Below are 26080 nucleotides of genomic sequence, written 5' to 3' on the forward strand. Positions count from 1 at the left end.
AACAGGAACTGAGTAGAAGGACATGATGCCCTGTGGCCAGCTGCGGTCAATGACCGCCCTGACACTGAGGGGATGGCGGAACGGTCGCATCCTGCCATTCCTGCGGAGAATAAAGATGCAAAGCCAGAGCGTGTACCGGCCCGGCCAGTTCTTCAGCCAGCAACTGATACACACGCTGATGGCGGGCCACCGGGCGCTTACCATCAAACTCCGCACTGACCACAACCAGCTTGAAATGTGATTCGGTCGCAGGCCCGGCATGCATGTGGCTTTCGTTCAGGATATCGAGGTGCAGAGGAGATAAAACGGCGAGTTTAGCAGCGATGGAATCAGCAGTGTTCATAATCAGCCCATAAGAAAAATGACAATAATGGCTACTATAAAACAACCACCGACAGTTGCACAAAACCTATGTAAACATATACAGTACCGGACTGAATTTGAACCACCAGACGGAAGCTAATCATGCAGGATATCGATACCACCAGCACCCAATCTCTTGTTGACCGTTACTACGAAGAAGAGAAAGCAAAACGTGAACGCGAACAGACTCTGGCCGCCTTCACCATGCGCCTGGACGCCAACGATCTGGCCATGCTTAACGTTATTGCCCGCCGCTTCCGTAAAAACCGCGATGAAATTGCTCAGGAAGTGCTGTCCAACGCACTGATCGATCTGTTTGCCCGCCTTGATGCCGGCGAACGCAAACTGCTGGCCCGTGATGCCGACGAAGCTGCCCGCTCGCTGGCCGATGAAATCGCCGAAGAAAATGGCATTCACAGCGTTGAGATTAAAACCGGTGTCTGGGCCAACCATGACCGTCAGATCACCAAGATCGAACGCAAAAAAGCCAAAATGCAGGAATCCGGTAACCGTGCGCAAAACAACAGTACCGATAACGATGATTCGGATGCTGATGATGAAGCCGCACAGGCTGACGCTCAGACCAGTAATCAGCCAATGGCGGCACAGAACGACAGCACTCCGGCCGAAAGCATGACAACTGAGCAGGAAAGCTCTGATCAGAGCGCAGAAGAAACGGTCGAACAGAAAGAAGAAAATCAGCCAATGTCGATGTTCGGCAGCTGATCAGTACAGAAACCAGAGCTGCCCAGCAGCTCTGGTGTACGTTAGATAATCCTGTCCGACACCATCCGGGTCAGGACGAAAGCATCAATCAGGGCAGCTATTTACGCCACAGACGCAGCTCGCGAAACTCGCCCGGTCCCGCTTCCACCCAGACCACCTCGGCCTGATCTGAAAAAACAAACTTATTACCGAGCAGAAAGCCTGCCCGCCGCCGACCGGACACCGTTGCCGAGGCCTGCCGCCCCTGCTTCTTGGCACTCCGGGCAAAATCTTCTGGTAAGACATCCATAGTTGTCTCCAATCCGATCAATTTCACCTTGCCGAATGGGGTTAAAGTAACCCGCAATTATGACAGTCCAGTGTCGGAGATTTTTCACCGGTAACGCAGTAATCGGTCATACTCAGGCCACTGCGTACAAGTGAGCAGTTGCTCTCCACTGGCCTTGCTTTACAATGTGCCGCCCTTTTAATCACTCGTCAATTGGAAAGCGTCACTATGGCAATTCAATGGTTCCCAGGGCACATGAACAAAGCCCGCAAGAAAATCAGCGAAGCGATGCCGGACATCGATATCGTGGTCGAAGTTCTTGACGCCCGCCTGCCCTACTCCAGCACCAACCCGATGGTTGATGAGCTGCGTCGTGATAAAACCTGCATCAAAGTACTGAATAAGGCCGATCTGGCAGACCCTAAGGTCACTCAGCAATGGGTCGATTACTTTGGCAAGCAGCACAATACCCAGGCCATTCCGCTGGTTGCGGAAGACCGCAATCAGGTTAAAAAGCTGATTGCGCTGTGTAAAAAACTGGGAGCAGCACGGCTAGAGAAAAAGCTCTCCGTGCGGGTTATGATTATGGGCATTCCCAATGTCGGCAAGTCCACCCTGATCAACGCACTGGCCGGACGCTATATCGCCAAAACCGGTAACGAGCCGGCGGTGACCAAAGCCAACCAGATGATCGATCTGAAAAACGGCATCGTGCTGTCCGACACTCCGGGGATTCTCTGGCCCAAGTTTGAGAACGAACACAGCGGCTATCGTCTGGCGGCCAGTGGTGCCGTCAAAGACACGGCGATGGAATACACCGACGTTGCCACCTATGCCCTGGGTTACCTGCTTGATCAGTACGCCACCGAGTTGTCAGCCCGTTTCCGCTTTAAAGAATTACCGGCCAGCGCAGCCGATGCACTGAACACCATTGCTGCCAAGCGCGGTTGCCTGAAGCCCGGCGGTATTGCCGATCTGCATAAAGCGGCGGAATTATGTCTGCATGAACTGCGGGCGGGGAAAATAGGCCGGATCACGCTGGAAAACCCGGCCATTGTCGAAGCGGAGCTGGCGGAGATTGAAGAACGCCGGCTGGAGGCGCTCAGGCTTCTGGACGAATCGCCTGATACACCTGCGTAAAGGTCTGCCACTGTGGGTCTTCATCGGCCACCACCTCGATCGGGTACAAACCCGCGCCGGTGGGAATACGGTCAAGGCCTTCTTTTAACAGTTCAATATCTTTGCAGTAGATAATCCACTGGCACACCCCGTCGTGGGTAATCACCATGGTGACCAGTGCATTTTCTGCCGGTTCAAGATGTTGCTGCAGGTGCTCACCGAAGGTCAGTATTTTGCTTTGTTCGGCCAGACCGGGAAAGCCGGTGCTGTCATCGACGCTGCCGGCGTTCCAGGCAATCTGCACGCACAACGGATAGCTTTCCGATTGGCGGGCAAGCTCCCAGTCTTCGCGGTACTGAATACTGATGGGCTTGTCATTCAGACTACCGGTAGCCCTGACCCAACGGTTGTTCGCCAGCATGGCTTATTCCTTTTTGTTTGGTTGCATTCAGACTAATAGAAATCGGTGCAAATGCCAAAAAGTCATTGCCATGCATACCCCATCAGAGCAGGTTTAACGGCAGTTTCAGGTAAGACACACCATTATCTTCGGCCTGCGGAAACGCCCCGGCGCGGATATTCACCTGCAGCGATGGCAGAATCAGGCGCGGCATATCCAGCCCGGCATCACGTTCCGTGCGCATTGTAATAAAGGAAGCTTCACTGATACCGGCTTTTACATGGATATTTGCCGCCCGCTGCTCGGCAACGGTTACGGCCGAGCAAACCGGCCGCTCAGACGGCGGATAGTCATGGCATAAATGCAGCACAGTCTCTTCCGGTAAGGCCAGTAAACGCTGTACCGACTTATATAAAGTCGCCGCATCACCACCGGGAAAATCACAGCGGGCCGTACCGACATCCGGCATAAACAGGGTATCGCCGACAAACACATCACGCTGATTCACCTGATAGCTGACACAGGCCGGGGTGTGACCCGGAGTGGCCATTACATCAATGTGACTGTCGCCGAGCTTCAGGCTATCGCCTTCGCTGACCAACAGGTCAAACTGATGGCCATCGGCGATAAAGCCTTCTCCCTCATTGAAGATCTTCTTAAAGGTGCCCTGTACCTGACAGATCGCGGCACCGATAACGATGCGCGCACCGCTTTGGCTGCGGATGTAATCCGCCGCAGTCAGGTGGTCGGCATGGGCATGGGTTTCCAGTACATAGTCCAGAATCAGAGACTGCTCCCGGACCTCGGCGAGAATGCCATCAATAAAAGCTGTCGCTGTACGCCCGGACTTCTGATCAAAATCCAGTACCGGGTCGATAATGGCCGCACGGCTGGTGCTTTTATCCACCAACAGATGGGTAAAGGTGAAGGTATCTTCGTGAAAGAACGTCCTGATACCAATCTCTGTGGCATCACCTGGCTGACGGGTCATTACGGCCTCCTGCGGTACAAATTTAAAGTGATTATATTAGCATATTCTTATTTAGCAATATTTGATATACACTTTAAAGAGCGCAGCCCGGAACACACATCATGATTAACCACGACGCCCTTGATCACCACCGCCAGGATGCAGTCCGCCTGCTTAAGGCTCTGGCCAACGAACACCGGCTGACCATTCTCTGCTGCCTGCGCCATGGTGAAATTTCGGTCAGTGATCTGATCAGCCGTCTGCCATTGAGCCAATCTGCCCTGTCCCAGCATCTGGCCTGGCTGCGCAGCGAGCATCTGGTGCATACCCGCCGCAGCGCCCAGAACGTCTACTATCAACTCAGTGACGATAAAGCCGAACGCATCATCAATGTTCTGAACAGCCTCTATTGTGATATCCAGCCAGAAACAACCGCGCCAATGCCACGTAAGGAGAGCAGTCCGCATGCGCCTGACTAACACCTTCTCCGGTTACCAGCGCCACTGGCTGATGCCGGATATCACCGCCGGTCTGGTCGTCGCTGCCTTGATTACACCGCAGGCGATGGCCTACGCCCTGCTGGCCGGCATGCCACCACAGGCCGGACTTTATGCTGCGCTGCTGCCGGTACTGGTATATGCCCTGTTGGGCAGCAGCCCGGTGTTAGCCGTTGGTCCGGTAGCCGTTATTTCTCTGATGACCTTTGAAGCCCTGCATACACTGGCAACTCCTGGCAGTGCCGATTATCTGCATATGGCCAGCGCACTGGCTCTGCTCACCGGATTATGGCTGCTGCTGTTCTATCTGATTAATCTGGGACGCTGGACAACCTTTATCAGCCACTCAGTGATCTCCGCCTTTACCAGCGCAACCGCCATTCTGATTGTGATCAGCCAGCTGAAATACATCACCGCGATTCCACTGCCCGGTAGCGGCTCATTATGGCAGACCCTGACCCACCTCAGCCGCGACTACCCAGAGGCTCAGCCTGCTGCACTGCTGATGGCAGCGGCCGCCCTGACACTGCTGTATGGCTGGCAGTGGCTGATGCCCAAAGCGACCCGCCGCCTGCCCGCCTGGCTCAGTAGCCTGCTGAATAAAGCCGGTCCTCTGGCCGCCGTCGTCATGGGCATTGTGGCAGTACAGGCCAGCGGATTCACCATCGCGACCATCGGGGAGCTGCCCACAGGTTTGCCAGCTCTGGTTTGGCCAGCGCTCACCCCTGAACAGTGGCAGGCTCTCGTTCCGGCCGCCGCCGTGATTGCTCTGATTGGTTATCTGTCCAGTCTGTCGGTGGCGAAAGCTCTGACGCCAGTGTCGACATCAGACACTGCACCGCAGCCAGCGGCGGACGCACCGCGTCTGCGTACTAATCAGGAGCTGCTGGCTCTGGGATTGGCGAACCTTGGCGCGGCGGTCAGTCAGGCCTTTCCGGTAGCCGGCGGATTCGGCCGCAGCGTGGTTAACCGCGCTGCCGGCGCCCGCACGCAGCTGGCGTCTGTGGTAACCGTCGTACTGGTGGCCCTCGTCTGTCTGTATGCCAGCCGCTTATTTGTTGATCTGCCTTATGCCGTACTGGCGGTGATTATTGTCAGCGCAGTTCTGCCACTGATCAGCTTCTCTGACGCCCGTCGCGCCTGGCGCTTTCAGAAAGGTGATGGCCTGGTCTGGCTGACCACGTTTATTGCCGTTCTGGCGGCCGGCGCGGTGGACGGTATTCTGCTGGGCATGGTGCTCTCTCTGGCACTGTACCTGCGCCGCTCCAGCGAACCCCATATTGCCGAAATCGGCCGGGTCGGAGACAGCGATCACTTCCGTAACGTTAAACGCCATCAGGTGACAACCTGCCCGCAGGTACTGATGATCCGCATTGATGAGAACCTGTATTTTGCCAACAGTCAGTATCTGGAAGATGTCATCTGCGAGCGTCTGCAGAGCAGCCAGGATATCCGCCACGTGGTACTGGTCGGCAGCGCCATTAATCATATCGACTTCAGCGGTTTTGAAACCCTGCAGCATTTGCTGAACAAATTACGCGCCCGCAATATTCAGCTGCATCTGGCCGAGGTAAAAGGTCCGGTGATGGATCAGCTGGGTAAAACCAGCCTGCTGGACGAACTGTCTCCCGGACAGATCTTTTTCACCGCCAGCGAAGCGTTACGCACCCTTGGCCACTGCTGACCCTGTCGGAGCAGACGATGATTAACAAAACAGATATCAGCGCAGAACCGCCAGCAATGAAAGATTGCAGCGTTAATAATACGGACAAACAGCGCAGCGACGGCCGTTTCTATCAGGTTCAGCCACAACGGGGAGCGGCGCGTTTGCGCGTGCGCTACCGCGAAGGCACGACCCGCGATTCCGGCTGTCGCCTGTGTCGCTAATCCCCCAGTAACTGCAGGTTAATTTCTCCACCATGACAGGCTATGATGCCCGACCTGCTATGTGACGGAGCCTTCCATGATTCTGACTTACGGCCTGATTATTCTCGGTCTGTTAATTATCGCCCTGCTGGCCGGCTATGCCTGGCACCTGACCCGTCAGGTTAAGGCGGTTGAACAGCGTCAGCAGGAAGAAGAGGCGCAGGCCGCCATGCAGCTGCGTAACCGTCAGCTGGAATTACTGCAGGATATCCGCTTTATCGCCCGTTCCGTGCTGGACGAACAGTGCGAAATTACCGAAGGCGTGTTACGCATCCAATACCTGATGTCTGCGCTGGACCCCGCCGTATGGGAACAGGATGAGCTGTGCACCCTACGCAGCCATTATCAGTCAACATCATCCATGCCGATTCTGGATGCCTATAAACAGCTGCCGCGCAAAGAGCAGTTCAAACTCGACCAGCAACGCTGGGCGCTGGAAAACGAAAATAAAACGGCGATTGAACGCGAACTGCGCTGGCTGGTCAGTTATTCTTTTCCGGCGGTTACTCTTATTCAGTAACCACGGCTTTTCAACCCGCCGACAACCCGGCAGATTGACTATGTGAATCTGCTCAAGACAAGGAAAATACCATGCGTCACGTATTACTCGTATCAGCTCTGTTATTCAGTGCATTCACACAGGCCGACTGGACACTTCAATCCCCGTCCACCCTGACCTTCCTGTCCACCAAGAACACACACCTGACCGAAGTGCATCACTTCCGCAAGATCAGCGGCAAAGTGAGCGATCAGGGTGTGGCGGAACTGAACATTGATCTGACCAGCATCGACTCCGGCATTCCGATCCGCGATGAACGCATGCAGGAGTTCCTGTTTGAAACCAACAGCTTCAGCAGCGCTACCTTCAGCGCTGTTATCCCGGCCGATGCCATGAAAAAAGCGCGTGACGGTATCAGTCAGACACTGGACCTGAAAGGTAAACTGATGCTGCATGGCAGCGAAGAAGAAATCAGCGTACCGGTAATGATCGTACCGGCACAGAATAAGCAGGTCGTTATCACCAGTCTGAAACCCGTGCTGGTACACGCCGACAGCTTCGCCCTGACCGCCGGTATTCAGAAACTGCGTGACATTGCCAAGCTGGAACGCATTGCCGAAGTGGTACCGGTTAATTTCACCCTGACCTTTGGTAAATCAGAGTAACTCCCTGATCACAGGCAGAGAGCAGCATGCCGCTCTCTGCTCCTGTTTTAAGCTCTTTAACCTTTAGCGCGCTTCTGCGCCTGCTTCAGTAATTGTTCAATATCGGTGACGGTATCGTTCATTGCGCTCATCACCGCGGTATTCAGTGCCGATTCAATCAACACCTCCAGACTGCCGAAATGGTAATCACCAATCTTGTCGGCCAAATCCTGTGCCAGTTCGTTACGAAAATTCTGCACAATTCTCTGTGCGTGCTTACGATGAGGTCTGTCCTGCATGTTATGTCCTAGGGCCTGTTAACACTCATTAAACAGGCCTGTTATTGGCTAAAAATTTCTCAAACAAGGCGCTGAGAGTGTGGCCTAACGGGTTAAGCGAACGAACAGCAACGCAGGATGAGGGATTTTTAGCCATAACCCTTCGGGCTGAGGCCAGTTTTCCTCATTAACTTCGTCGTTCGTCATTCATTTAGCCCGCTAATATCACTTCTCTCTCCTTGCTCTGAGAAAAACTGGCGCTCAGCAGGCCGGATTCACTGAGTATTAACAGGCCCTAGCAGTCCATCGACTGAGTGGCGGGCTGAATAATCAGCGGATCGGGCGTCAGATCAAGCGAGGTCGATTTATTGGTGTAATCCAGCTGATTCAGCACATGGCGCATGGCATTCAGCCGCGCGCGTTTTTTGTCGTCCGAACGCACGACCGTCCAGGGCGCATCCAGATGATTGGTGTAATAAAACATGGCTTCTTTGGCCTCAGTGTAATCATCCCATTTATCCAGCGATGCCAGATCAATCGGGCTGAGTTTCCACTGTTTTAACGGATCAATCTGACGGCTCTGGAAACGCCGCAACTGCTCCTGACGGCTGACTGAGAACCAGAACTTAATCAGGTGAATGCCCGAGCGTACGAGCATACGTTCAAGCTCCGGCACCTCGCGCATAAATTCCATATATTCGGTATTGCTGCAGAAGCCCATTACCCGCTCAACCCCCGCGCGGTTATACCAGGAGCGGTCAAACATAACGATTTCCCCCGCCGCCGGCAGGTGCTGCACATAGCGCTGGAAATACCACTGGGTACGTTCGCTGTCGCTGGGTTTTTCCAGCGCCACGACATGGGCGCCACGCGGATTCATATGCTCCATAAAGCGCTTGATGGTGCCGCCCTTACCGGCCGCATCACGCCCTTCAAACAGAATAACGACCTTTTGCCCTGTTTCTTTTACCCAGCTCTGCATTTTTAACAGTTCAATCTGCAGGCTTTGCTTTTCCTGCTCGTAGCGTTCACGGGTCATGCGCTCGCCGTAGGGTAAATGCAGGGTTTTTTCCGCTTCTGCCGGAGATGATTTTTCTGCAGGCTGATCGGCCGGTGTTTTATCCACGGGAAGTATCAGAGGATATGGGTGAGAAGCAGAGTCGGACATGACACCTCCGGTCGGTTTAAAACAAAACTGTAACTGATGCAGCGAACCGGCATTTGATACCCGTCACTGTTCGGCACTGACAAAGCAGTCGCGGCCATTACGTTTGGCCTGATAAAGGTAACTGTCGAGGTGGTCAATGACCTGTGCCAGTTCAAGATTCTGATGCGGGCGTGGCGTCAGCGAAACAAAACTGCCCGAGGCCGTCATCGGTACCGGCTGCTGCAGGTCGTTATACACCGTCATCCGGCGGATAGCCTGCTGCACCCTGTTCACCACGGCATGCAGTTGATCAGGCTGACAGCCCGGCAGCAATACCGCAAATTCTTCACCGCCCAGACGGCCGATATGATCGGTCGGACGCATCACGCTTTTCAGTGTCCGGCACAACGCTTTTAAGGCACGGTCGCCAGTGCCATGGCCATGTACATCGTTTACCCGCTTAAAGTGATCAAGATCGAGCAGGATCATGGCAAACACATGGTACTGACGCTGCCCCCGCGCCCACTCTCGCTGATAAGCCCGCTCAAAACCACGGCGGTTTTCAGCTCCGGTCAAAGGGTCGGTCAGAGCCAGCCTTGCCTGCTCTTCCGATTGCTTAACCATCATCAGACAGGCGGCAATCACCGCCGCCAGATGCTGCATAAAATCGGTGGCCATACCGCCCTGAAAACGGGCCGGATTGGTCGAATACAGACGCAGCTGCCCGAGATACACATCGTTGCGCAGCAAAGGTAAGGCCAGACCACTCTGCCAGGGAGGCGGTGGGGCAATCGGAGCGGCATCAATAATAGGAACGCGGCTCTGAAACTCGAGCTGATTCAGCAGCACCCCCTGCTCCAGATCGAGAGACTGCAGCATCGCCGCTTTTAACTCACCGTCGGGGTCACACACTTTGAGGGTTGCAGCATCCAGATCAAACTGAGCAGGCAGCCCATCAAGCAGCAGGGTAAGAAAATCAAACCAGGTCTGGCAGGACAGCAGCTGCAGCTCAAACGCCTGCAGGCGACGCAGCAGCGCTTCATTGCGCCGGGCGTTATCCAGTAATTCCTGTAAATCCACTCAGTTACAGCTCCTTTTCCGTCCGCACCAGTATAGTTGCTTCCTGTCATTTCGCGCTCGCAACGCTGCGCTGCAGATATAAACAGAAACATTTGCTAAACTGCCGCGCTTTCCATAACCAGTACCGCCATGAAGCCATCGGTTTTGATCTTCGACTCCGGCGTCGGAGGCCTCAGCATTCTCAGCGAAGTGCGACAGCTGTTACCGCACCTGTCGCTGCATTACCTGATGGATAACGAAGCATTTCCTTACGGTCTGAAAACCGACGAAGAACTGATCCCCCGGGTGCTTCAGGTCTGTATTACCGCCGTACAGGAATTACAGCCCGATCTGCTGATCATCGCCTGTAACACGGCCAGTACGCTGACCCTGCCGCAGCTGCGGCAACAGCTGGATATTCCTGTGGTTGGGGTTGTACCGGCCATTAAAGTGGCCGCAGCTCTTGCGGCAGAGCAGGCAGACAACAGCGCAGCCGGTTGCCATATCGGCCTGCTGGCCACTCCGGCAACCATCAACCGCGCTTACACCGACGATCTGATCCGTGAATTCGCCGGACACTGCAGCGTGCGCCGCTTCGGCAGCAAAGAACTGGTGCAATGGGCTGAGGACTGGATCAGTGAACAGCGGCAACCACAGGGACTGTTCGCTCATCTGGATGTCTGGCTGAAGCAGCCCGAGGCGCTGAGCCATGTGGTGCTTGGCTGTACGCACTTCCCGCTACTGAAAACACAGTTACAGCAGCTCTGGCCCGAGGTCTGCTGGGTTGACTCGGGGGCGGCCATTGCCCGCCGTGTAGCCAGCCTGCTACCGTCTGCCGGTGAAGAATCGCCACAAGGCACTCTGCAGTGCTTTTGGACAGACCGCAGCACAAGGCCGGACGGTGCTATCCACTATCTTGAAGCCCTGGGTGAACTGAAATGCAGCTCAGTGCTGGCGGTGGAATAAATCTTATACAAAATCCCGTTTGTATAAGTTTTACAAAATTGAGTAAAATGCTCAGGTATTTAAATTAACAACGGTATAGACATGTCAAATCTCGAATCCCTGTACCAACAGGTACTGTCGGAACTGGGCGAAAACGTTGAACGTGAAGGCCTGCTGGACACTCCGAAACGCGCCGCCAAGGCGATGCAATTCCTCACCAGCGGTTACACCACCGACCTGCACGAAGTGGTCAACAATGCTGTTTTCACCAGCGATAATGATGAGATGGTTGTGGTCCAGGGGATCGAGTTTTATTCCCTGTGCGAACACCACATGCTGCCGTTTATCGGTCGCTGCCATATCGGCTATCTGCCAAATGGCAAAGTACTGGGCCTGTCAAAATTTGCCCGTATTGTCGACATGTTTGGCCGTCGCCTGCAGATTCAGGAAAACATGACCAAACAAATCGCCGAAGCCGTGGAAGAAGTGACCGGCTGCCGTGGTGTTGGGGTTATCGTCGAAGCTCAGCATATGTGCATGATGATGCGCGGTGTACAGAAGCAGAATTCAATGATGCGCACCTCGGTTATGAAGGGCGACTTCCGCTCCAACCCGGCGACCCGCGATGAATTTATGCGCTTGATTGGTCTCTGATAATCCCGTTTACTCAGGCCATGATGAATTAAGGGGAAATCATGCCAGAGCAAGGGTGGTGGATATGGCCGCTGCTGCTGTACACCTTCGGGGTACTGGCAGCCATTGACGCCCTGTGGCAGGGGCGCACCGCCCAGGGCACCATCGCCTGGGTGCTGGGCCTGCTGCTGATGCCGCTGATTACCCTGCCGCTCTATCTCTTTTTCGGCAGCCGCCGCTTTCATGGCTATCTGCGCGCCCGTCGCCATGGTGACCACAGCCTGAGCTTTATCGCTGACCAGATTCAGGCCGGGCTCGAACACTTTGCCTTACCTCCTGACCAGCTTACACGGCCCCTGTATCCTCTCTTTCGTTTACCGCAAATGGGCGGTAATCAGTGCCGGCTGCTGACCGATGGTGATACCACGTTCAGCACGATGTTCCGGCGCATTGCTGAAGCCAGGCGCTATATCTGCGTACAGTTTTATATTCTGCGCGACGACGATACCGGTCAGGAACTGGCCAGCCTGTTGTGCCAGCAGGCCCGTGCAGGTGTCGCAACCTATCTTCTTTATGACGAGATCGGCAGCCGCGGTCTGGGCCGGCGTTTTCTGCAGCCTCTGGAAGAGGCCGGGGTGCGGGTGTCACGCTTTAATCCGCTGCAACTGCGTAACCGCACTCAGCTCAATTTCCGCAATCACCGCAAGCTGGTGATCTGCGATGGTGAATATGCCTACGTTGGCGGCTATAACGTCGGCAACGAATACCGCGGCAGCAGCGAAAAAGAAGGATTCTGGCGCGATACCCATGTCGAAATCCATGGCCCCGCGGCTCTCAGTTTTCAGTTATCTTTTACCGAAGACTGGCACTGGGCTACTCAATATATCCCGGCCATTGAATGGAACAGCTGCCCGGCGAGCGGAAACAATAATGTGATGTGCATTGCCTCAGGCCCCGCCGATGAAACCGAAAGCGCCAGCCTGTACTTCACCCACCTGATTCACAGCGCCCGCCAGCGCTGCTGGCTGGTCAGCCCCTATTTTGTACCGGATCAGAATCTGGTCAGCGCTCTGCAACTGGCTGGTCTGCGTGGTATCGATATCCGCATTCTGGTGCCGGAAAAGAGCGACAGCTGGCTGGTGCAGCAGGCGATGCGCGGTTATATCGACTTGCTGCAGCACTGCAATGTACGCTTTTACACTTACAAAAAAGGCTTTCTGCATCAGAAGGTACTGTTGATTGATGATGAATGGTCCAGCATTGGCAGTGCCAATCTCGATAACCGTTCTCTGCGTATTAATTTTGAAATCGGCGCCCTGATTCAGAGCAAAGAATTTGCCGCAGAGACTGAGGCTATGCTGCTGAATGATTTCAGCCATTCTGAACTTACCCACATCAGCCATCACTGGTGGCCGGTCTTACTGGCCAAAACCACCCGGCTGCTTGCCCCTTTGCTGTAAAACGCTAACGCCATCTGATGAATTAATTGTGACAGTGATTGCCCTGCCGTGCAGGGCGGCATAGAGTGAGGGAATAACAATAAAAAACCAGAGGGATCGCTATGGTTAAGCTGTTATTCCGCAACACACTCAAACGCCCGCTCGCCCGCATTCTGCAACCTGCCCTGCTGAGCGCCGTCATAATCTTTACTCCCACAACCCAGGCACGCACGATCGAAGGATTTGATTTTCCGGAAGTTTTGCCACAAACCGCCGACCATCCGGAATTAAAACTGAACGGCGCCTCGGTGCGCACCTTATATTATCTGGTCGATACCTACGTTGGTCTGCTGTATGTCGAGGCCCCATCCGCCGATGCCAGCCAGATCATTGAACAGGAAAGCTACAAACGCATCGTTTATCACATTCTGGTTAACCGCGTCAGCGGACGGAGAATTGCTACGGCAATGTATGATGCCCTGCAACTGAACATCAGCAGCAGCGAGGCCGAACAGATGGATGAACGATTAGATATGCTGGTAACCATGTTCGACAGCAAACTGGAACGGGGTGATGCGGGCTATGTGGATTACGTACCCGGCGTTGGCTCCCGTGTGGTTATCAATGATGAAGTAAAAGGCATTTTACCCGGCAAGGATCTGTACGATGCCCTGCTGAAAATATGGATCGGTGAACATCCGGTATCTCATCAGTTTAAAGATGAAATTCTGGGCCTGACTGAGCAGCAGCATGGCAACATTGCCGCAGATTAAATTCTCAGCGGTTAACAACAGATAAAACAAAAAAGCCACGCATTGCGTGGCTTTTTATTATTGGTTCAGAATCCTTTCAGGAATCAGAACTTCATACCAGCACCGACCATAAATACCAGCGGGTCGATTTCAACATCAGTACCGGAACCATTCAGCTCAGAATCAATGTCGATTTTCCAGACTGCAGCATTGGCCAGCAGATTATTACCCAGGTCATAGTTCAGACCTGCTGAATATGACAGACCCCAGCTTTTACCCAGGTGGTCAACACCATCTTCATCGAAGAAGAACGTGTGGTTAACACCCAGACCCACATAAGGCTGCAGCTTGGAAGCCGGGTCCATCAGGTAGTACTGAGCGGACACTGTTGGTGGCAGATGCTTGGTAGTAGCAATACGTTCACCGCCTGCATATACGCCATGCTTGAACGGAGTTGCCGCCAGCACTTCCACGCCAACCTGAGGAGCTACCATATAGGTCAGGGTCAGACCCAGCTGGGTATCATCACCAACGGTGACACCATCGATACCACTGTCTTCTTTCGGATTCACGTTAACAATACCAGCTTTAACGATAATATCGCCGGCTTCATAAGCCAGAGCTGGCATTGCAGAAACCGCTACTGCGCTTGCTAACAAAGTTTTCAACAGTTTCATTCTGTGTTCCTCATCTATGCTCAAAAGATGGGCTCAGGTTAACGGGTAATGGGCAAAGCAATTTGATACAAATCAAGAAATAAAAGCAGCCAACCTCATCCCTTCGACTAGGTTGTGTCAGATCAACATCGGATAACATTAACAGCCATTTTCAGCGTTTCTGGCATGAGTATTTCATTGTTTTATCGCCATAAGCCCGCCAGAATGGAAGACAGACCAACGAAACAACGGCTTAAGAGTATTTTATGTCACCGCTGCAGCAACCGCTTAGGCTGGCATAACTCAAAATAAAACAACTGACTGCGAAGCACTGATGTGAACAACCCAGCCAGCTACAAACACTACGTATCCATTGGGCGCAGACTGCTGTCGTATCTGCTTGCCTTCAGTTTTGTGATCACCCTCGCGGCGTTTCTTTACATTCTGATCTCTGATTACCAGCGTGGCATGAACAGCTACGATAAAAATCTGCGTCAGATTCAGACCAGCTACCAGCAGAGCATAAGCTACAGCCTGTGGAATTTTGATTCCCGCCAGATCGAATCACAACTCAACGGTATTCTTAACTTTCCCGGCGTGGTTTATGTCTATATCGAAAACCGCGGCAACGTGCTGCACAGTGCCGGCGATGTCTATGGCCAGTCAGACCAGCGCTATTCATTCGCCCTGACCTACGAAAGTGCCGGGCAGTCTTACCAGCTGGGAAACCTGCATCTGAATCTGGACTACACCGGGCTCTATAATGAACTCAGACATAAAGCCGTTAATATTCTTCTGACCCAGTTTTTTAAAACCTTTTCGGTATCAATATTTGTTTTATTTATTGTTCATCAGGTGATTACGCGGCGCCTTAGCCGTATGGCAGAGTGGGCCAGCCAATTCAGTCTGAATAAGCTTGATCATCCGCTCCAGCTGAATGAAAAAGCGCATAAACGTGATGAGCTCAGTATGGTTGCCGATGCCATTAACCGTATGCGTGAAACCCTGCAACAGGATGTAGAAGAGCGTGAACGCTCGCATATGCAGCTGGAGAACACCAAAGAGCAGCTCAGCATGGCCATTAATAATGCCGCAATTGGTTTTTGCCGTTATCTGCCCGAGGAAGATACCTTCGATTGCAACAATCACTTTGCCAACCAGCTGGCCAGTACTGAGCTGGAGCTGGAAAGTATGAAACACCCGATGGACAGGCTGATGGATATGATCAGCGGTCCGCATGGGGTAGAACAAAGAGAACGTATTAATAAGCTGTTACAGGGTCGTATTCCTCGCATTCACGATGAATTCTGCCTCTATAACTTCCGTAAGGAAGAGTGCTATTTCGATATCACACTGCAGATCACCCGCTATAATGAGAACCGTCCACAGGAAATTCTGATTTGCGTGGTAGACCGCACAAAAGAACAGATTGCCCGCCGCCATGCACAGGAGCTGACGGTGTCGCTGGAGAATAAAGTGACCCAGCGTACAGAAGAGCTCTACAACGAACAGCTGCGCACCAAAGCATCCATGCAAAAAATGGAATCTGAGCTGGCACAGATGAACGCCAGTGAACGCCAGCAACAGCAGAAGAAGATTAATCACCTGCTGCTCAAACAGCTTGAGCATCTGGCCGAACATATCCGCCAGCCAGAAATACTGCCGGGCATCGAAGTCTTTTTACGTTACCTGCGCATTACCACCCGCGATGAACGTCACAGCCTGAACCTGACCAATTGCCTTGAAGAGTGGCTCGATCAGGCGCCGGAGCTGCAGTCGGTTGAGATCAGTAAACAACTGCCCTTCTCGCTCATTATCGAAGAAAATCCGCACCTTATGCATTTCCTGTTCGATTATCTGATCGTGAAAGACCCGGCATTACAATATTGCACCCGGCTGAACCTGCAACTGCGACTGGTTCAGGATACCGTTCAGGCTGGTGTCGACTTTTATCTGCAAACGCCTGTTGAGGAAACACAGATAGCACCTGACGGCGAGTTTTACGCACTCTGTGATCATATTATTTCAATGCGTTTCAACGGCTCCCTGCAACGCAGGCTGAAAACACCGACGCAGCTTCATGTGGAATTCAGTCTGGATATGGCAAAACTGTAATACACCGGAACCACCGGTTCTCAGACATAAAAAAGCCCGGCATTGCCGGGCTTTTTCTTCTTATCAGCATCAGAAAGCGAAGTGTTCTTCTTTCATCTGCATCAGGGTTTTCGGATCTTTCAGCATCATTTTGGCGTGGCCTTTTGCCCGTGGCAGCAGACGATCAAAATAAAATTCCGCAGTGTGGATCTTTGCCTGATAGAAATCACGATCACCCTTGCCGGATTTCATACCGCTGTACGCTTTATCAGCCATTTGCGCCCAGAAATATGCCATCACTACATAACCGGAGAACATCAGATAATCCACCGATGCCGCACCAACCATATCGCGGTTTTTCGATGCTTTATAAGCAACACGGAAGGTATTGATACGCCATTGCAGCATATAACGCTTGAGCTGTTTGATCAGCGGCTTCATTTCTGCACGGTTCTCATGGGTTTTAATAAATGCCGTGACTTCGGCACGGAATTCATTAAAGGACTTCAGTTTACCCAGCAGAATTTTACGGCCCAGAAGATCCAGCGCCTGCACACCGGTGGTGCCTTCATACAGCTTGGCAATCTGGGTATCACGAACAATCTGCTCCATGCCCCACTCTTTAATAAAGCCATGACCACCGTAAACCTGCACACCGTGGTTAGCCGCTTCGTAGCCCAGCTCGGTCAGGAAAGCTTTCAGAATCGGCGTCAGGAAACCCAGTTTGTCATCAAACCGGTCGTAGCCTTCTTTATCACCACGATCATGTGCCGCCATCATAAAATCGGCCAGACGGGCGGCGTGATACAGCATTGCACGACCACCTTCAGCGATGGCCTTCTGGGTCAGCAGCATACGGCGAACATCCGGGTGCACAATCAGGGAGTCTGCTACTTTATCCGGATGCTTGGTGCCACTCAGAGAACGCATGGAACGGCGGTCTTTGGCATAAGGCAGCGCACCCTGGAAAGACAGTTCAGCCGCACCAACGCCCTGAATCGAGGTACCGATACGGGCAGTGTTCATAAAGGTGAACATGCACATCAGGCCTCTGTTTTCCGGTCCGATCAGATAGCCTTTCGCACCATCAAAGTTCATCACACAGGTGGATGAACCGTGAATACCCATTTTTTCTTCAATAGAACCACAGACCACCGGGTTACGGTCACCCAATGAGCCATCAGCGTTCACATGGAATTTCGGTACGATAAACAGCGAAATGCCTTTGGTGCCTTCCGGCGCACCCGGCAGACGGGCCAGTACGATATGCACAATCTGCTCTGTCAGGTCATGCTCACCGGATGAGATAAAAATTTTGGTGCCGGTCAGGCTGTAGCTGCCATCACCATTAGGCTCGGCTTTGGTTTTTACCTGACCCAAATCGGTACCGCACTGCGGCTCAGTCAGACACATAGTGCCGGTCCAGCGACCTTCGGTCATAGGCACCAGATAAGTCTGCTTCTGCTCTTCGGTACCGTGCATATAAATGGTATTCATCGCCCCCAGCGACAGACCAGGGTACATGCCCCATACCCAGTTGGCGGTACCGATCATCTCGGATTTGATCACACCCAGTGACAGAGGTAAGCCCTGACCACCATAAGCAACCGGTGCTGACATACCCTGCCAGCCGCCTTCGACGTACTGACCATAAGCTTCTTTAAAGCCTTTTGGTGTGGTGACTTCGCCGTCATTCCACACACAACCTTCATCGCCGATCTGATACAGCGGTGAAACCACCTCTTCGCTGAAGCGCGCAGCCTCGGTCAGGATGGCATCAACCATTTCCGGCGTTGCTTCATCGCCACCCGGAATGTTTTTGTAATGGGACTGAAAATCGAAGACATCGTTAATCAGAAACTGAATATCTTTAAGTGGAGCCTTGTACTGAATCATTTGCACATCCTCAGAATAACGCGGAAATCAGGGCAACAATGGACTGCCCGCTATCGGGTAAAAATGTGCGGCGATTTTGGCAACAGCTGGCCCAAGCGCCATTGGCTACGCGGCCGCGGCTGCGCGTCACTTGGGTAACCTGCCAGAGGCTGGCGGTCAGACGCAGGAGGCTGAAATAAAAAAGCCCGCGTCAGGCGCGGGCTTTTTTATTCAGGGCTGGAGCCAATCAGGCTGGCTCAGCCTGCTTTTTTGCTTCTTCGTCCTTCAGTTCACGACGCAGAATCTTACCAACCGGGGTCATTGGCAGTTCGCTGCGGAACTCGACATGACGTGGCACTTTATAAGCGGTCATGTTTTCACGGCAGTGTTTTTTGATTTCTTCCACGGTCAGGTTCGGGTCGGTGGCAACCACGAACAGTTTCACCGCTTCACCGGTTTTGTCATCCGGCACACCGATAGCGGCACAGTTTTCAACCGCCGGGTGCATCGCTACCACGTCTTCAATTTCGTTCGGATAAACGTTAAAACCGGATACCAGAATCATATCTTTGATACGGTCAACGATCTTCACAAAGCCGTCTTCATCGATCACCGCAACGTCACCGGTGCGCAGCCATTCGCCATCCGGCGTGAAGCTCTCAGCAGTAGCGTCCGGACGATTCCAGTAGCCTTTCATTACCTGCGGGCCTTTCACACACAGCTCGCCACGCTCGCCGATCGCCACTTCGTTACCTTCAGGATCGATACATTTCAGCGCAGTACCGGGAACGGCCTGACCAACAGTACCCATCTGCTCCAGACCACCAGCCGGGTTCATACATACTGCAGGTGAACATTCGGTTAAACCGTAAGCTTCAGAGATGCCACAACCGGTTGCTTCTTTCCAGCGACGGGCGGTGTCTTCGACCAGTGCAGTACCGCCTGACAGCGTCAGCTTCAGCTGGCTGAAATCGCAGTTCTTGAATTCCGGATGGTTCAGCAGCGATACAAACAGCGTGTTCAGACCAATAAAGCCGGTCAGCTGATGCGGTTTGATCATGCGTACAAACATATTGGTGTCGCGCGGATTGGCGATCAGAATGCTGTGATCACCGGTTTCAAACAGTGCCATCAGGTGCACGGTAAACGAGTAGATGTGGTACAGCGGCAGCGGTGCCACCACCTTTACTCCGGTATCCGGTTTAATCTGCTGACCGGTTGCCGGATCAATCTGGCTGAGCATCGCACGGGATTGCATCATGTTGGCAACCAGATTGCGGTTGGTCAGCTCAGCGCCTTTAGCCACACCGGTCGTACCACCGGTGTACTGCAGAATGATGGTGTCATTCGGGTTCTTGATGTAGTTGGCAACAAAACCGCCAAACTTAGCGCCCTGCGCCAACGCCTTACGGAACGGAATAGCATCCGGCAGGTTGTAAGCCGGAACCATTTTCTTCACGTATTTGGCCGCGGCGTTGATCAGCGTGCGTTTCGGGAATGGCAGCATATCGGCCAGACTGGTCACAATAATATGCTTAAGGCCGGTTTCCGCGCGGATGTTCTGTACCGATTTGGCAAACACATCCATACACACCAGTGCCTTGGCACCGGAGTCGTTGAACTGGTGCAGCATTTCGCGCTCGGTATACAGCGGGTTGGTATTCACCACCACCATACCGGCACGCAGGGCACCGTACATAGCAATCGGGAATTGCAGGATATTCGGCATCTGAATGGCGATGCGGTCGCCAGGCTTCAGCGTGGTGTGATTTTGCAGATAAGCGGCAAAGGCTGCGCTGTATTCGTCAATCTGACGATAAGTGAGGGTGTAACCAATACTGGTAAACGCGGCGCGATCGGCATAACGCTGAAAAGCGCTTTCCACCACTTCTACCACTGCATTGTATTTATCCAGATCGATTTGATCAGTAACACCAGGTGCGCGCTTGCCGTCCCAGAAAGATGCTTCCACAGGGTTCCCCTTACAGAATTCAGGTTATTGTTTTTTTAATTGGCCAAAACTATGACCGAAAGCCGCGTTGAGTTAAAGAGGAAAACGTGACATGCTTCCGGTCATAATACGCCACTCAATAATATCCGGTCACCATGTCACACTCCTCTGCTGCCAGCCGGGCCTTTATCGGCACTGAATATCTGTCGCAACTGATTGAGCTGCTGGCCCAACAGGGTATCAGCACTGCGCAGTTAGCTCAGGGCACCGGTCTGAGTGGCAAGACGCTGGCCTCGGCGCAGGAATTCATTTCGCCGCTGCAGTATCACAAGGTGGTGGAGAATGCGCTGGCGCTGAGTGGCGACCCGCTGCTGGGACTGGAACACGGCAAACGCATGAATATTTCCAGCCATGGCTTTCTCGGCTTTGCCATTATGGCCAGCGATACTCTGGGTCAGGCTCTGTCGCTGGCGATCCGCTATGCACGCACCCGCACCCTGCTGGCCGATATCCGCTTTATTCATGACCATGACACCGCCATCATTCAGATCAACCGTCTGGCGGCCATGCCAAGCACCTTCAGTTTTGTCGTGCAGAACATTATTTCAACACTGGTGACCATTGCCCGCTTTCTGACCCAGAACAGTGAAGAGCTGGCCGCCGTAGCGAAGTTCACTGATGCTCCGGTACGACCTGTTTCCTGCTACGAAGGCGTTCTCGGCATTCCGGTGATGTTCAACCAGCCGCACAATCAGCTCTGTATTCCGGCCTGGCTGCTGGATAGTCCGGTATCCACCGCCAACACCACCGCGCGGCGCATGGCGGAAGCCGAATGTGAAAAACAACTGGCCGAACTGGATCGTGGCCAGGATCTGGTCACCCAGATCCGTCGCCGCCTCGACCGTATGGATGCGTTTCCGACACTTACCGTTATGGCGAAAACGCTGAACTCCAGTCCGCGCACTATTAACCGCCAGCTGGCCCAGCTGAACACCACCTATCAGAACATTATTGATGAGGCCCGGCGCGAACAGGCCCTGCATCTGCTGCTGGAAACCAATACCTCGGTGGAAGATATTGCCCACCAGCTGGGCTATAACGACCCATCGAATTTCGGCCGCGCTTTCCGTCGCTGGCTGGGGGAGTCGCCACGGGCTTTCCGTAAAAGAACACGCGAGCAATATCCTGCACTGCACCCGGAAGAAAGCACTACAGAGGACTCCCCTCACTGAGACTGCCGTTCCATAACCCTATAATCTCAGGTAGTATCAGATGAACAATAACAATCATAATAAATCATGAATCAGATTCATTTTTCCGCTGGCCAGCGCCAGCTCTATCAGCAGCTTTCCGCTCAGGTTAACCAGTATTTCCGGCAGCAGGACATGACCAAAACCGGTGATCAGCGTCTGTACCGTAAAGCCATTCTTATTTTGCTGCTGTTCACTGCCAGCTATGCCGCCCTGCTGTTACTGCCTGCCCCCTGGAGTCTGGCCGCCTGGTTTATACATGGCATAGCTACCGCCCTTGTGGGCTTTAACGTGATGCACGATGGCGCTCACGAATCTTTCAGCCGCTCACGGCGCCTCAACCGGCTGGCCGCTCTTACCTTTAATCTGATCGGCAGTAACCGTTTTTACTGGGCACAGAAACACAACCGTAATCATCACAGCTTTACCAATGTGGACGAGGTTGATGAAGACATTGATGCGCTGGGGCTGTTCCGAATGAGTCCGCATCAGCGCCGTTTCTGGTTTCACCGTTATCAGCATATTTATGTCTGGCTGCTGTATCCGCTGACCAGTCTGTTCTGGTTTTTTGCCCTCGATTATAAGGCTTACTTCCGTCAGAAGATTGCCAACAGGGAGTTCAGCCATCGCTTATCCGCCGCAGATCATCTGGAATTCTGGGCCAGTAAGCTGCTGTATCTGCTGATCTATATCGCGCTGCCGCTGAGCCTGTCTGACAGTACGACGGTTATTGCCGGCTTTTTACTGATGCACGCCATCTTAGGCTTTTTATTTGCCGTGGTATTTCAGCTGGCTCACATTGTTGAACAGGCGGAATTTCCGCAGCCTGCATCTGATGGCAGCATGGAAGACGAATGGGCGGCCCATCAGTTACGCACCACCGTCGACTTCGCCACCAACAGCCGTGTTCTGACCTGGGTTTTAGGCGGTCTGAACTTTCAGGTTGAACATCATCTGTTCCCCCGTGTCAGCCATATCCATTATCCAGCCCTTCATCAGCTGCTGCAGGAAGCCTGCAGCCACCAGGGCCATCCGATCCGCAGCTATCCCAGCCTGGGCGCGGCACTGAAAGGTCATTACCGCCACCTGCGCAAGCTGGGCCGCACAGACTGATAACCAGCACTCCTGCAGCAAGCTGCTAAACTGGACAATGAGGGTCTTAACCGCTGATTTCTGAACGAAATCAGCGGATTACCAGAAATACACTCATGTTTCAGGGGTATGCTTATGGAATCGCCAGTACACAGCCTTAACGGTCTGTTTGCACAACTCGGCCTGCCGAACTCCGACCAGAATATCGCCGACTTTATCGAGCAGCATAAACCCGTAGCAGACAACAAAAAATTAGCCGATCTCGACTTTTTCAATGACTCGCAGCGGGCCTTTCTGCGTGAATCACTGGCTCAGGATGCTGACTGGGCCGAGGTTATCGATACCCTCGACAGCCTTCTGCGTCATGCTGCTGATATCCGTCCCAGCTGATTACTGAATGCAGGTCAGTCAGCATATCTGGGACGCTGATGTCGTTCCGCCACAATGGATACCATCCCTGCCAGCAGGTCAGGCTGATCTGTTGCTGCTGTTTGCCTCTGTTGATCCGGCCGCAGCGATCAGCACGTTGCAGCAACACTTTCCGGATACTCCCTTATGCGGATGCTCAGCCAGTGGCGAAATTCATCAGCAACGGGTTATTGATAACAGCATTGTACTGACCGTGCTGCATTTTGCTGATACCCGTATCCGCGTCGTCACTGAACCGGTTAACGGCATAGATGACAGCTATCAGGCCGGTATCCGTGTAGCGCAACAACTGCAACAGAAGGATATGCAGCACATCCTGGTATTGGCCAATGGCCTCTGCGTAAATGGCAGCCAACTGGTGGCCGGGCTTAATCAGCAGCTTGCCCCCTTCAACCGTATTTCCGGCGGCATTGCCGCCGATGGTGAACGCTTTAAGCAAACCTGGCTGTACACCAGCGAGGGCCGTTTCAGCCACCACATCTGCGCTATCGGATTTTACGGTCAGCATCTCAGTGTCAGCTGTGGCAGCTATGGCGGCTGGGATCCGTTCGGCCCCAAACGCCGCATTACCCGCGCCCGGGGTAATCGCTTGTATGAACTTGATGATATCTGCGCCCTTGATCTGTATGAAAAATACCTCGGGCATTATGCCGACCAACTACCGGCTTCCGGCCTGCGCTTTCCATTGCTTATTTCCGGAGAAGATAACGACCCCGTCGTCTGCTCGGTACTTGGCATTGACTGGCAGGAGCGCTGCTTGCTGTTCGGCGCCGATATTCCTGAACAACATTATGCGCAGCTGATGCGTGCGAATGTTGACCGTCTGATCGATGGTGCTCATACCGCCTGTCAGCAGGTCAGACAACAAAATCAGGCAACGCCGGACTTTGCCCTGTTGGTCAGCTGTGTAGGCCGGCGTGTTGTGATGCAACAATTGATTGATGAAGAACTGGAAGCCTTCAGCGAGACCCTCGGAGCCGACATCCCGGTCGCAGGATTTTATTCCTACGGAGAAATTGCCCCTAACCGCGGCGTCGGTAAGTGCAATCTGCACAACCAAACGCTGACCATTACTACATTTACTGAGCGAACAGCATGCACCGACTGCTGAAACGACAGCTGAAACGACATTTTCAGGACAGCGTGCCGGAGCAATTCCAGCTGTTACTGCAGGCGATCAGTGACGCCTATGATCAGGCCGATCTTGATCGGGAAATGCTGGAACGTTCACTGGCATTAACCGCGGAAGAGCTGCTGGAACGCAATCAGCGCCTGAGCCAGAACCTGCAGGCGCAGCAACAGGCGCAAGCTGATCTTAAAGCCTCCTACGAAATTCTTGATGCGACCCTGAATGCCTCAAAAGAAGGAATTCTGGTAGTCAGTGCCGATACCGACCGGCCGATTGCCGTCAATAAACATTATTTACTGCTGATGGGGCTGAGCGAAGAACGCATTAATCATATGACCGGTGCCGATCTGTTCCGTAATTCTTTTCTGCAATTATTTGAAGGTCAGCAACTTTATGATCAGCTGAAAGAAATGCGCAATCATGAGCATGGCAGTCACCGTATTTACCCGATGCGTAAAGGCGGCTGGCTCGAAGTGTATGCGGTCAAACACCCGGTCGCCGGTTATATCTGGATGCTGCGTGATATCAGTGAAATCCGTGAAAAAGAAGAAACCATCACCTATCAGGCACAACACGACAGTCTGACCGGACTGCCTAACCGGGTACTGCTGCAGGACCGGCTGGAACTGAGCATTAACCGCGCTCAGGCGCAGCATTCGCGCATAGCCCTGTGTTATATCGATCTTGATGGTTTTAAAACCATCAACGACAGCCTGGGTCATGCCAGCGGCGACCGCTTACTGATAGAGGTCGCACAACGGCTGAAACAGGGAATCAAACCCCAGGATACGTTAGCCCGTGTCGGTGGTGACGAATTTGTGGTCATCATGGACGATATCAGCGGTCAGGATGAGGTTCTGCAACGTGCAGACAATATGCTCGCAACCCTGATGCCTCCGGTTGAGCTCGATCAGCGCAGCTTTTTTATCGGCGCCTCCATTGGTATCGCCATGTATCCGAATGACGGCGAAGATTCCGGCCTGCTGATGCGTAATGCCGACATCGCCATGTACCGTGCCAAGGCCAACGGTAAAAACTGTTTTCATTTTTTTACCCCATCACTGGAGCGCATCGCCCAGCATCGCCTGCAGATGGAAACCGAACTGCGCAGAGCCATCGAACAGGATCAGCTCGAACTGTATTACCAGCCCAAAGTTTTTTTGCAGAGCGATCCGCGCGGCGCCCGTACCGGCCAGCTGCACAGTTTTGAAGCCCTGCTGCGCTGGCAGCGCCCCGATGGCAGCTTTGTCTCGCCGGAAAGTTTTATTCATATCGCCGAAGAAGCCGGCATGATTTCGCAGATCGGCCAGATGGTGGTTGAAAAAGCCTGTCATCAGGCCCGCCAGTGGCTGAATGAAGGCTATGAAAGCAATATCAGTATCAATTTATCACCACGCCAGTTTCTGATTCCCGGCTTTCATGAAGATATTGTCGATACCATCCGCTCTTACGGAATTCCATCGGCGATGATCTCGGTTGAAATTACGGAAAGCCTGCTGATGCAGGATCTGGTCAGTGCCAGAGGCGTGCTGGAGTATTTCCGCGCCCATGATGTCTTTGTTTATCTGGATGATTTTGGCAGTGGATTTTCCTCACTGAATTATCTGAAGACCCTGCCGGTCGATGCGATCAAAATTGACCGCACTTTTGTCCGCGATTTAAGCACCAGCAGCGCCGACCGTGCCATCGCCAACACCATCATCACCCTCGGAAAACAGTTAAATAAACTGATCGTGGCCGAAGGTATCGAAACCGTTGAGCAGGCGAATTTTCTGATCGACAGCGGCTGCGATCTGGCACAGGGTTATTTTTATGGCCGCCCGGTCAACGGCGAGAGCGCCCGGCATTATTTTCAGTTAAGTCCGACCCTGCCTGCAGCCACCTCCCCCCTTGCCAAACCCGGTGCATCTGAGTAGATTCGCCGCATCCCTGAATGCTG

At 53.2% G+C, this 26080-nt stretch carries 27 protein-coding genes; 17 read left to right on the forward strand and 10 right to left on the reverse strand.

Translation table 11 applies throughout. From position 1 onward, the window contains the following. Positions 1-46: 46 nt before the first annotated feature. Positions 47-343 carry a BolA family protein gene (locus HUF19_RS10070; protein WP_260996533.1) on the reverse strand — a complete coding sequence of 99 codons (297 nt, stop codon included), beginning with the start codon at positions 341-343 and terminating at the stop codon, positions 47-49. Between the two features lie 122 nt (positions 344-465). On the opposite strand from HUF19_RS10070, the gene HUF19_RS10075 reads away from it, so the two are divergent. Further along, the gene (locus HUF19_RS10075; RefSeq protein WP_260996534.1) at positions 466-1089 is read left to right on the forward strand and encodes a hypothetical protein; all 624 of its coding nucleotides are present in this window, start codon (positions 466-468) and stop codon (positions 1087-1089) included. A gap of 97 nt (positions 1090-1186) precedes the next feature. Here the strand turns inward: HUF19_RS10075 and HUF19_RS10080 are convergent, their stop codons facing one another. Beyond that, complete coding sequence (locus HUF19_RS10080; RefSeq protein ID WP_260996535.1) at positions 1187-1378, reverse strand: hypothetical protein; 192 nt, start codon at positions 1376-1378, stop codon at positions 1187-1189. A 234-nt stretch (positions 1379-1612) separates the two neighbouring features. Between HUF19_RS10080 and ylqF the strand changes: the two genes are divergently transcribed. After that, a complete protein-coding gene (gene ylqF / locus HUF19_RS10085; RefSeq protein WP_260996536.1) occupies positions 1613-2497 on the forward strand; it encodes a ribosome biogenesis GTPase YlqF in 885 nt (294 codons plus the stop codon). Here ylqF and HUF19_RS10090 read toward each other — a convergent pair. Next, complete coding sequence (locus tag HUF19_RS10090; RefSeq protein ID WP_260996537.1) at positions 2460-2897, reverse strand: DUF695 domain-containing protein; 438 nt, start codon at positions 2895-2897, stop codon at positions 2460-2462. The genes ylqF and HUF19_RS10090 overlap by 38 nt on opposite strands. Before the next feature lie 82 nt (positions 2898-2979). After that, on the reverse strand, positions 2980-3867 hold the full coding sequence (locus HUF19_RS10095) for an MBL fold metallo-hydrolase (protein WP_260996538.1): 888 nt from the start codon (positions 3865-3867) through the stop codon (positions 2980-2982). A gap of 101 nt (positions 3868-3968) precedes the next feature. Here HUF19_RS10095 and HUF19_RS10100 point away from each other — a divergent pair, with 101 nt between their 5' ends. The 5 genes from HUF19_RS10100 (at position 3969) to HUF19_RS10120 (ending at position 7433) form a co-directional block, all read left to right on the forward strand. Continuing rightward, positions 3969-4325, forward strand: coding sequence for an ArsR/SmtB family transcription factor (locus HUF19_RS10100; protein WP_260996539.1), 357 nt, complete (start codon positions 3969-3971; stop codon positions 4323-4325). Continuing rightward, a complete protein-coding gene (locus HUF19_RS10105) occupies positions 4312-6027 on the forward strand; it encodes a SulP family inorganic anion transporter (RefSeq protein WP_260996540.1) in 1716 nt (571 codons plus the stop codon). Before HUF19_RS10100 ends, HUF19_RS10105 begins: the two co-directional genes overlap by 14 nt. A 17-nt stretch (positions 6028-6044) precedes the next feature. Beyond that, complete coding sequence (locus tag HUF19_RS10110; protein WP_260996541.1) at positions 6045-6230, forward strand: hypothetical protein; 186 nt, start codon at positions 6045-6047, stop codon at positions 6228-6230. Between the two features lie 76 nt (positions 6231-6306). Next, entirely contained in the window at positions 6307-6789 is a 483-nt protein-coding gene (locus HUF19_RS10115) for a DUF2489 domain-containing protein (RefSeq protein ID WP_260996542.1), read from the forward strand. A 71-nt stretch (positions 6790-6860) separates the two neighbouring features. After that, positions 6861-7433 (forward strand): YceI family protein, encoded by a 573-nt coding sequence (locus HUF19_RS10120; protein WP_260996543.1) that lies wholly within the window; start codon positions 6861-6863, stop codon positions 7431-7433. Positions 7434-7489: 56 nt separating this feature from the next. Here HUF19_RS10120 and HUF19_RS10125 read toward each other — a convergent pair whose 3' ends face one another. The 3 genes from HUF19_RS10125 to HUF19_RS18360 form a co-directional block, all read right to left on the reverse strand. Then, complete coding sequence (locus tag HUF19_RS10125; RefSeq protein ID WP_260996544.1) at positions 7490-7711, reverse strand: phosphatase; 222 nt, start codon at positions 7709-7711, stop codon at positions 7490-7492. Positions 7712-7985: 274 nt separating this feature from the next. Next, positions 7986-8858, reverse strand: a complete 873-nt coding sequence (gene ppk2 / locus HUF19_RS10130) for a polyphosphate kinase 2 (RefSeq protein WP_260996545.1) — start codon at positions 8856-8858, stop codon at positions 7986-7988. A gap of 63 nt (positions 8859-8921) precedes the next feature. After that, the gene (locus HUF19_RS18360; protein ID WP_270049415.1) at positions 8922-9917 is read right to left on the reverse strand and encodes a GGDEF domain-containing protein; all 996 of its coding nucleotides are present in this window, start codon (positions 9915-9917) and stop codon (positions 8922-8924) included. 129 nt (positions 9918-10046) lie between these two features. Here HUF19_RS18360 and murI point away from each other — a divergent pair, with 129 nt between their 5' ends. The 4 genes from murI to HUF19_RS10160 all read left to right on the forward strand — a co-directional run bounded on the left by murI (position 10047) and on the right by HUF19_RS10160 (position 13686). Next, a complete protein-coding gene (gene murI / locus HUF19_RS10145; protein ID WP_260996546.1) occupies positions 10047-10862 on the forward strand; it encodes a glutamate racemase in 816 nt (271 codons plus the stop codon). Between the two features lie 81 nt (positions 10863-10943). Next, positions 10944-11495 carry a GTP cyclohydrolase I FolE gene (folE, locus tag HUF19_RS10150; protein ID WP_260996547.1) on the forward strand — a complete coding sequence of 184 codons (552 nt, stop codon included), beginning with the start codon at positions 10944-10946 and terminating at the stop codon, positions 11493-11495. Between the two features lie 41 nt (positions 11496-11536). Next, a complete protein-coding gene (gene cls / locus HUF19_RS10155) occupies positions 11537-12934 on the forward strand; it encodes a cardiolipin synthase (RefSeq protein WP_260996548.1) in 1398 nt (465 codons plus the stop codon). A 101-nt stretch (positions 12935-13035) separates the two neighbouring features. After that, complete coding sequence (locus HUF19_RS10160) at positions 13036-13686, forward strand: chalcone isomerase family protein (RefSeq protein WP_260996549.1); 651 nt, start codon at positions 13036-13038, stop codon at positions 13684-13686. Positions 13687-13769: 83 nt separating this feature from the next. On the opposite strand, the gene HUF19_RS10165 is transcribed toward HUF19_RS10160, so the two are convergent. Beyond that, positions 13770-14342: an OmpW/AlkL family protein gene (locus HUF19_RS10165; RefSeq protein WP_260996550.1), complete on the reverse strand. Its 573-nt coding sequence runs from the start codon at positions 14340-14342 to the stop codon at positions 13770-13772. Positions 14343-14657: 315 nt separating this feature from the next. On the opposite strand from HUF19_RS10165, the gene HUF19_RS10170 reads away from it, so the two are divergent. After that, positions 14658-16436, forward strand: coding sequence for a HAMP domain-containing protein (locus tag HUF19_RS10170; RefSeq protein ID WP_260996551.1), 1779 nt, complete (start codon positions 14658-14660; stop codon positions 16434-16436). A gap of 69 nt (positions 16437-16505) precedes the next feature. On the opposite strand, the gene HUF19_RS10175 is transcribed toward HUF19_RS10170, so the two are convergent. Both HUF19_RS10175 and HUF19_RS10180 read right to left on the reverse strand, forming a co-directional pair. After that, complete coding sequence (locus HUF19_RS10175) at positions 16506-18311, reverse strand: acyl-CoA dehydrogenase C-terminal domain-containing protein (protein ID WP_260996552.1); 1806 nt, start codon at positions 18309-18311, stop codon at positions 16506-16508. Positions 18312-18537: 226 nt separating this feature from the next. After that, positions 18538-20262: an AMP-binding protein gene (locus HUF19_RS10180; protein WP_260996553.1), complete on the reverse strand. Its 1725-nt coding sequence runs from the start codon at positions 20260-20262 to the stop codon at positions 18538-18540. 134 nt (positions 20263-20396) lie between these two features. Here HUF19_RS10180 and HUF19_RS10185 point away from each other — a divergent pair, with 134 nt between their 5' ends. The 5 genes from HUF19_RS10185 (at position 20397) to HUF19_RS10205 (ending at position 26057) form a co-directional block, all read left to right on the forward strand. Next, positions 20397-21473, forward strand: coding sequence for an AraC family transcriptional regulator (locus HUF19_RS10185; RefSeq protein WP_260996554.1), 1077 nt, complete (start codon positions 20397-20399; stop codon positions 21471-21473). Positions 21474-21539: 66 nt separating this feature from the next. Further along, positions 21540-22604 carry a fatty acid desaturase family protein gene (locus HUF19_RS10190; RefSeq protein WP_260996555.1) on the forward strand — a complete coding sequence of 355 codons (1065 nt, stop codon included), beginning with the start codon at positions 21540-21542 and terminating at the stop codon, positions 22602-22604. Positions 22605-22718: 114 nt separating this feature from the next. Next, positions 22719-22973, forward strand: a complete 255-nt coding sequence (locus tag HUF19_RS10195; protein ID WP_260996556.1) for a DUF2789 domain-containing protein — start codon at positions 22719-22721, stop codon at positions 22971-22973. Positions 22974-22980: 7 nt separating this feature from the next. Beyond that, positions 22981-24123, forward strand: a complete 1143-nt coding sequence (locus HUF19_RS10200) for an FIST signal transduction protein (RefSeq protein ID WP_260996557.1) — start codon at positions 22981-22983, stop codon at positions 24121-24123. Next, on the forward strand, positions 24108-26057 hold the full coding sequence (locus HUF19_RS10205; protein ID WP_260996558.1) for a putative bifunctional diguanylate cyclase/phosphodiesterase: 1950 nt from the start codon (positions 24108-24110) through the stop codon (positions 26055-26057). Before HUF19_RS10200 ends, HUF19_RS10205 begins: the two co-directional genes overlap by 16 nt. The last annotated feature ends 23 nt before the right edge of the window (positions 26058-26080 follow it).

Source organism: Thalassolituus hydrocarboniclasticus, assembly GCF_025345565.1.
Taxonomy (GTDB): Bacteria; Pseudomonadota; Gammaproteobacteria; order Pseudomonadales; family Oceanobacteraceae; genus Venatoribacter; species Venatoribacter hydrocarboniclasticus.

Coding starts and splice junctions, on each gene's coding strand:
- HUF19_RS10070 (WP_260996533.1), bottom strand. CDS start 343: ATGAACACTGCTGATTCCATCGCTGCTAAACTCGCCGTTTTATCTCCT.
- HUF19_RS10075 (WP_260996534.1), top strand. CDS start 466: ATGCAGGATATCGATACCACCAGCACCCAATCTCTTGTTGACCGTTAC.
- HUF19_RS10080 (WP_260996535.1), bottom strand. CDS start 1,378: ATGGATGTCTTACCAGAAGATTTTGCCCGGAGTGCCAAGAAGCAGGGG.
- ylqF (WP_260996536.1), top strand. CDS start 1,613: ATGAACAAAGCCCGCAAGAAAATCAGCGAAGCGATGCCGGACATCGAT.
- HUF19_RS10090 (WP_260996537.1), bottom strand. CDS start 2,897: ATGCTGGCGAACAACCGTTGGGTCAGGGCTACCGGTAGTCTGAATGAC.
- HUF19_RS10095 (WP_260996538.1), bottom strand. CDS start 3,867: ATGACCCGTCAGCCAGGTGATGCCACAGAGATTGGTATCAGGACGTTC.
- HUF19_RS10100 (WP_260996539.1), top strand. CDS start 3,969: ATGATTAACCACGACGCCCTTGATCACCACCGCCAGGATGCAGTCCGC.
- HUF19_RS10105 (WP_260996540.1), top strand. CDS start 4,312: ATGCGCCTGACTAACACCTTCTCCGGTTACCAGCGCCACTGGCTGATG.
- HUF19_RS10110 (WP_260996541.1), top strand. CDS start 6,045: ATGATTAACAAAACAGATATCAGCGCAGAACCGCCAGCAATGAAAGAT.
- HUF19_RS10115 (WP_260996542.1), top strand. CDS start 6,307: ATGATTCTGACTTACGGCCTGATTATTCTCGGTCTGTTAATTATCGCC.
- HUF19_RS10120 (WP_260996543.1), top strand. CDS start 6,861: ATGCGTCACGTATTACTCGTATCAGCTCTGTTATTCAGTGCATTCACA.
- HUF19_RS10125 (WP_260996544.1), bottom strand. CDS start 7,711: ATGCAGGACAGACCTCATCGTAAGCACGCACAGAGAATTGTGCAGAAT.
- ppk2 (WP_260996545.1), bottom strand. CDS start 8,858: ATGTCCGACTCTGCTTCTCACCCATATCCTCTGATACTTCCCGTGGAT.
- murI (WP_260996546.1), top strand. CDS start 10,047: ATGAAGCCATCGGTTTTGATCTTCGACTCCGGCGTCGGAGGCCTCAGC.
- folE (WP_260996547.1), top strand. CDS start 10,944: ATGTCAAATCTCGAATCCCTGTACCAACAGGTACTGTCGGAACTGGGC.
- cls (WP_260996548.1), top strand. CDS start 11,537: ATGCCAGAGCAAGGGTGGTGGATATGGCCGCTGCTGCTGTACACCTTC.
- HUF19_RS10160 (WP_260996549.1), top strand. CDS start 13,036: ATGGTTAAGCTGTTATTCCGCAACACACTCAAACGCCCGCTCGCCCGC.
- HUF19_RS10165 (WP_260996550.1), bottom strand. CDS start 14,342: ATGAAACTGTTGAAAACTTTGTTAGCAAGCGCAGTAGCGGTTTCTGCA.
- HUF19_RS10175 (WP_260996552.1), bottom strand. CDS start 18,311: ATGATTCAGTACAAGGCTCCACTTAAAGATATTCAGTTTCTGATTAAC.
- HUF19_RS10185 (WP_260996554.1), top strand. CDS start 20,397: ATGTCACACTCCTCTGCTGCCAGCCGGGCCTTTATCGGCACTGAATAT.
- HUF19_RS10190 (WP_260996555.1), top strand. CDS start 21,540: ATGAATCAGATTCATTTTTCCGCTGGCCAGCGCCAGCTCTATCAGCAG.
- HUF19_RS10195 (WP_260996556.1), top strand. CDS start 22,719: ATGGAATCGCCAGTACACAGCCTTAACGGTCTGTTTGCACAACTCGGC.
- HUF19_RS10200 (WP_260996557.1), top strand. CDS start 22,981: ATGCAGGTCAGTCAGCATATCTGGGACGCTGATGTCGTTCCGCCACAA.
- HUF19_RS10205 (WP_260996558.1), top strand. CDS start 24,108: ATGCACCGACTGCTGAAACGACAGCTGAAACGACATTTTCAGGACAGC.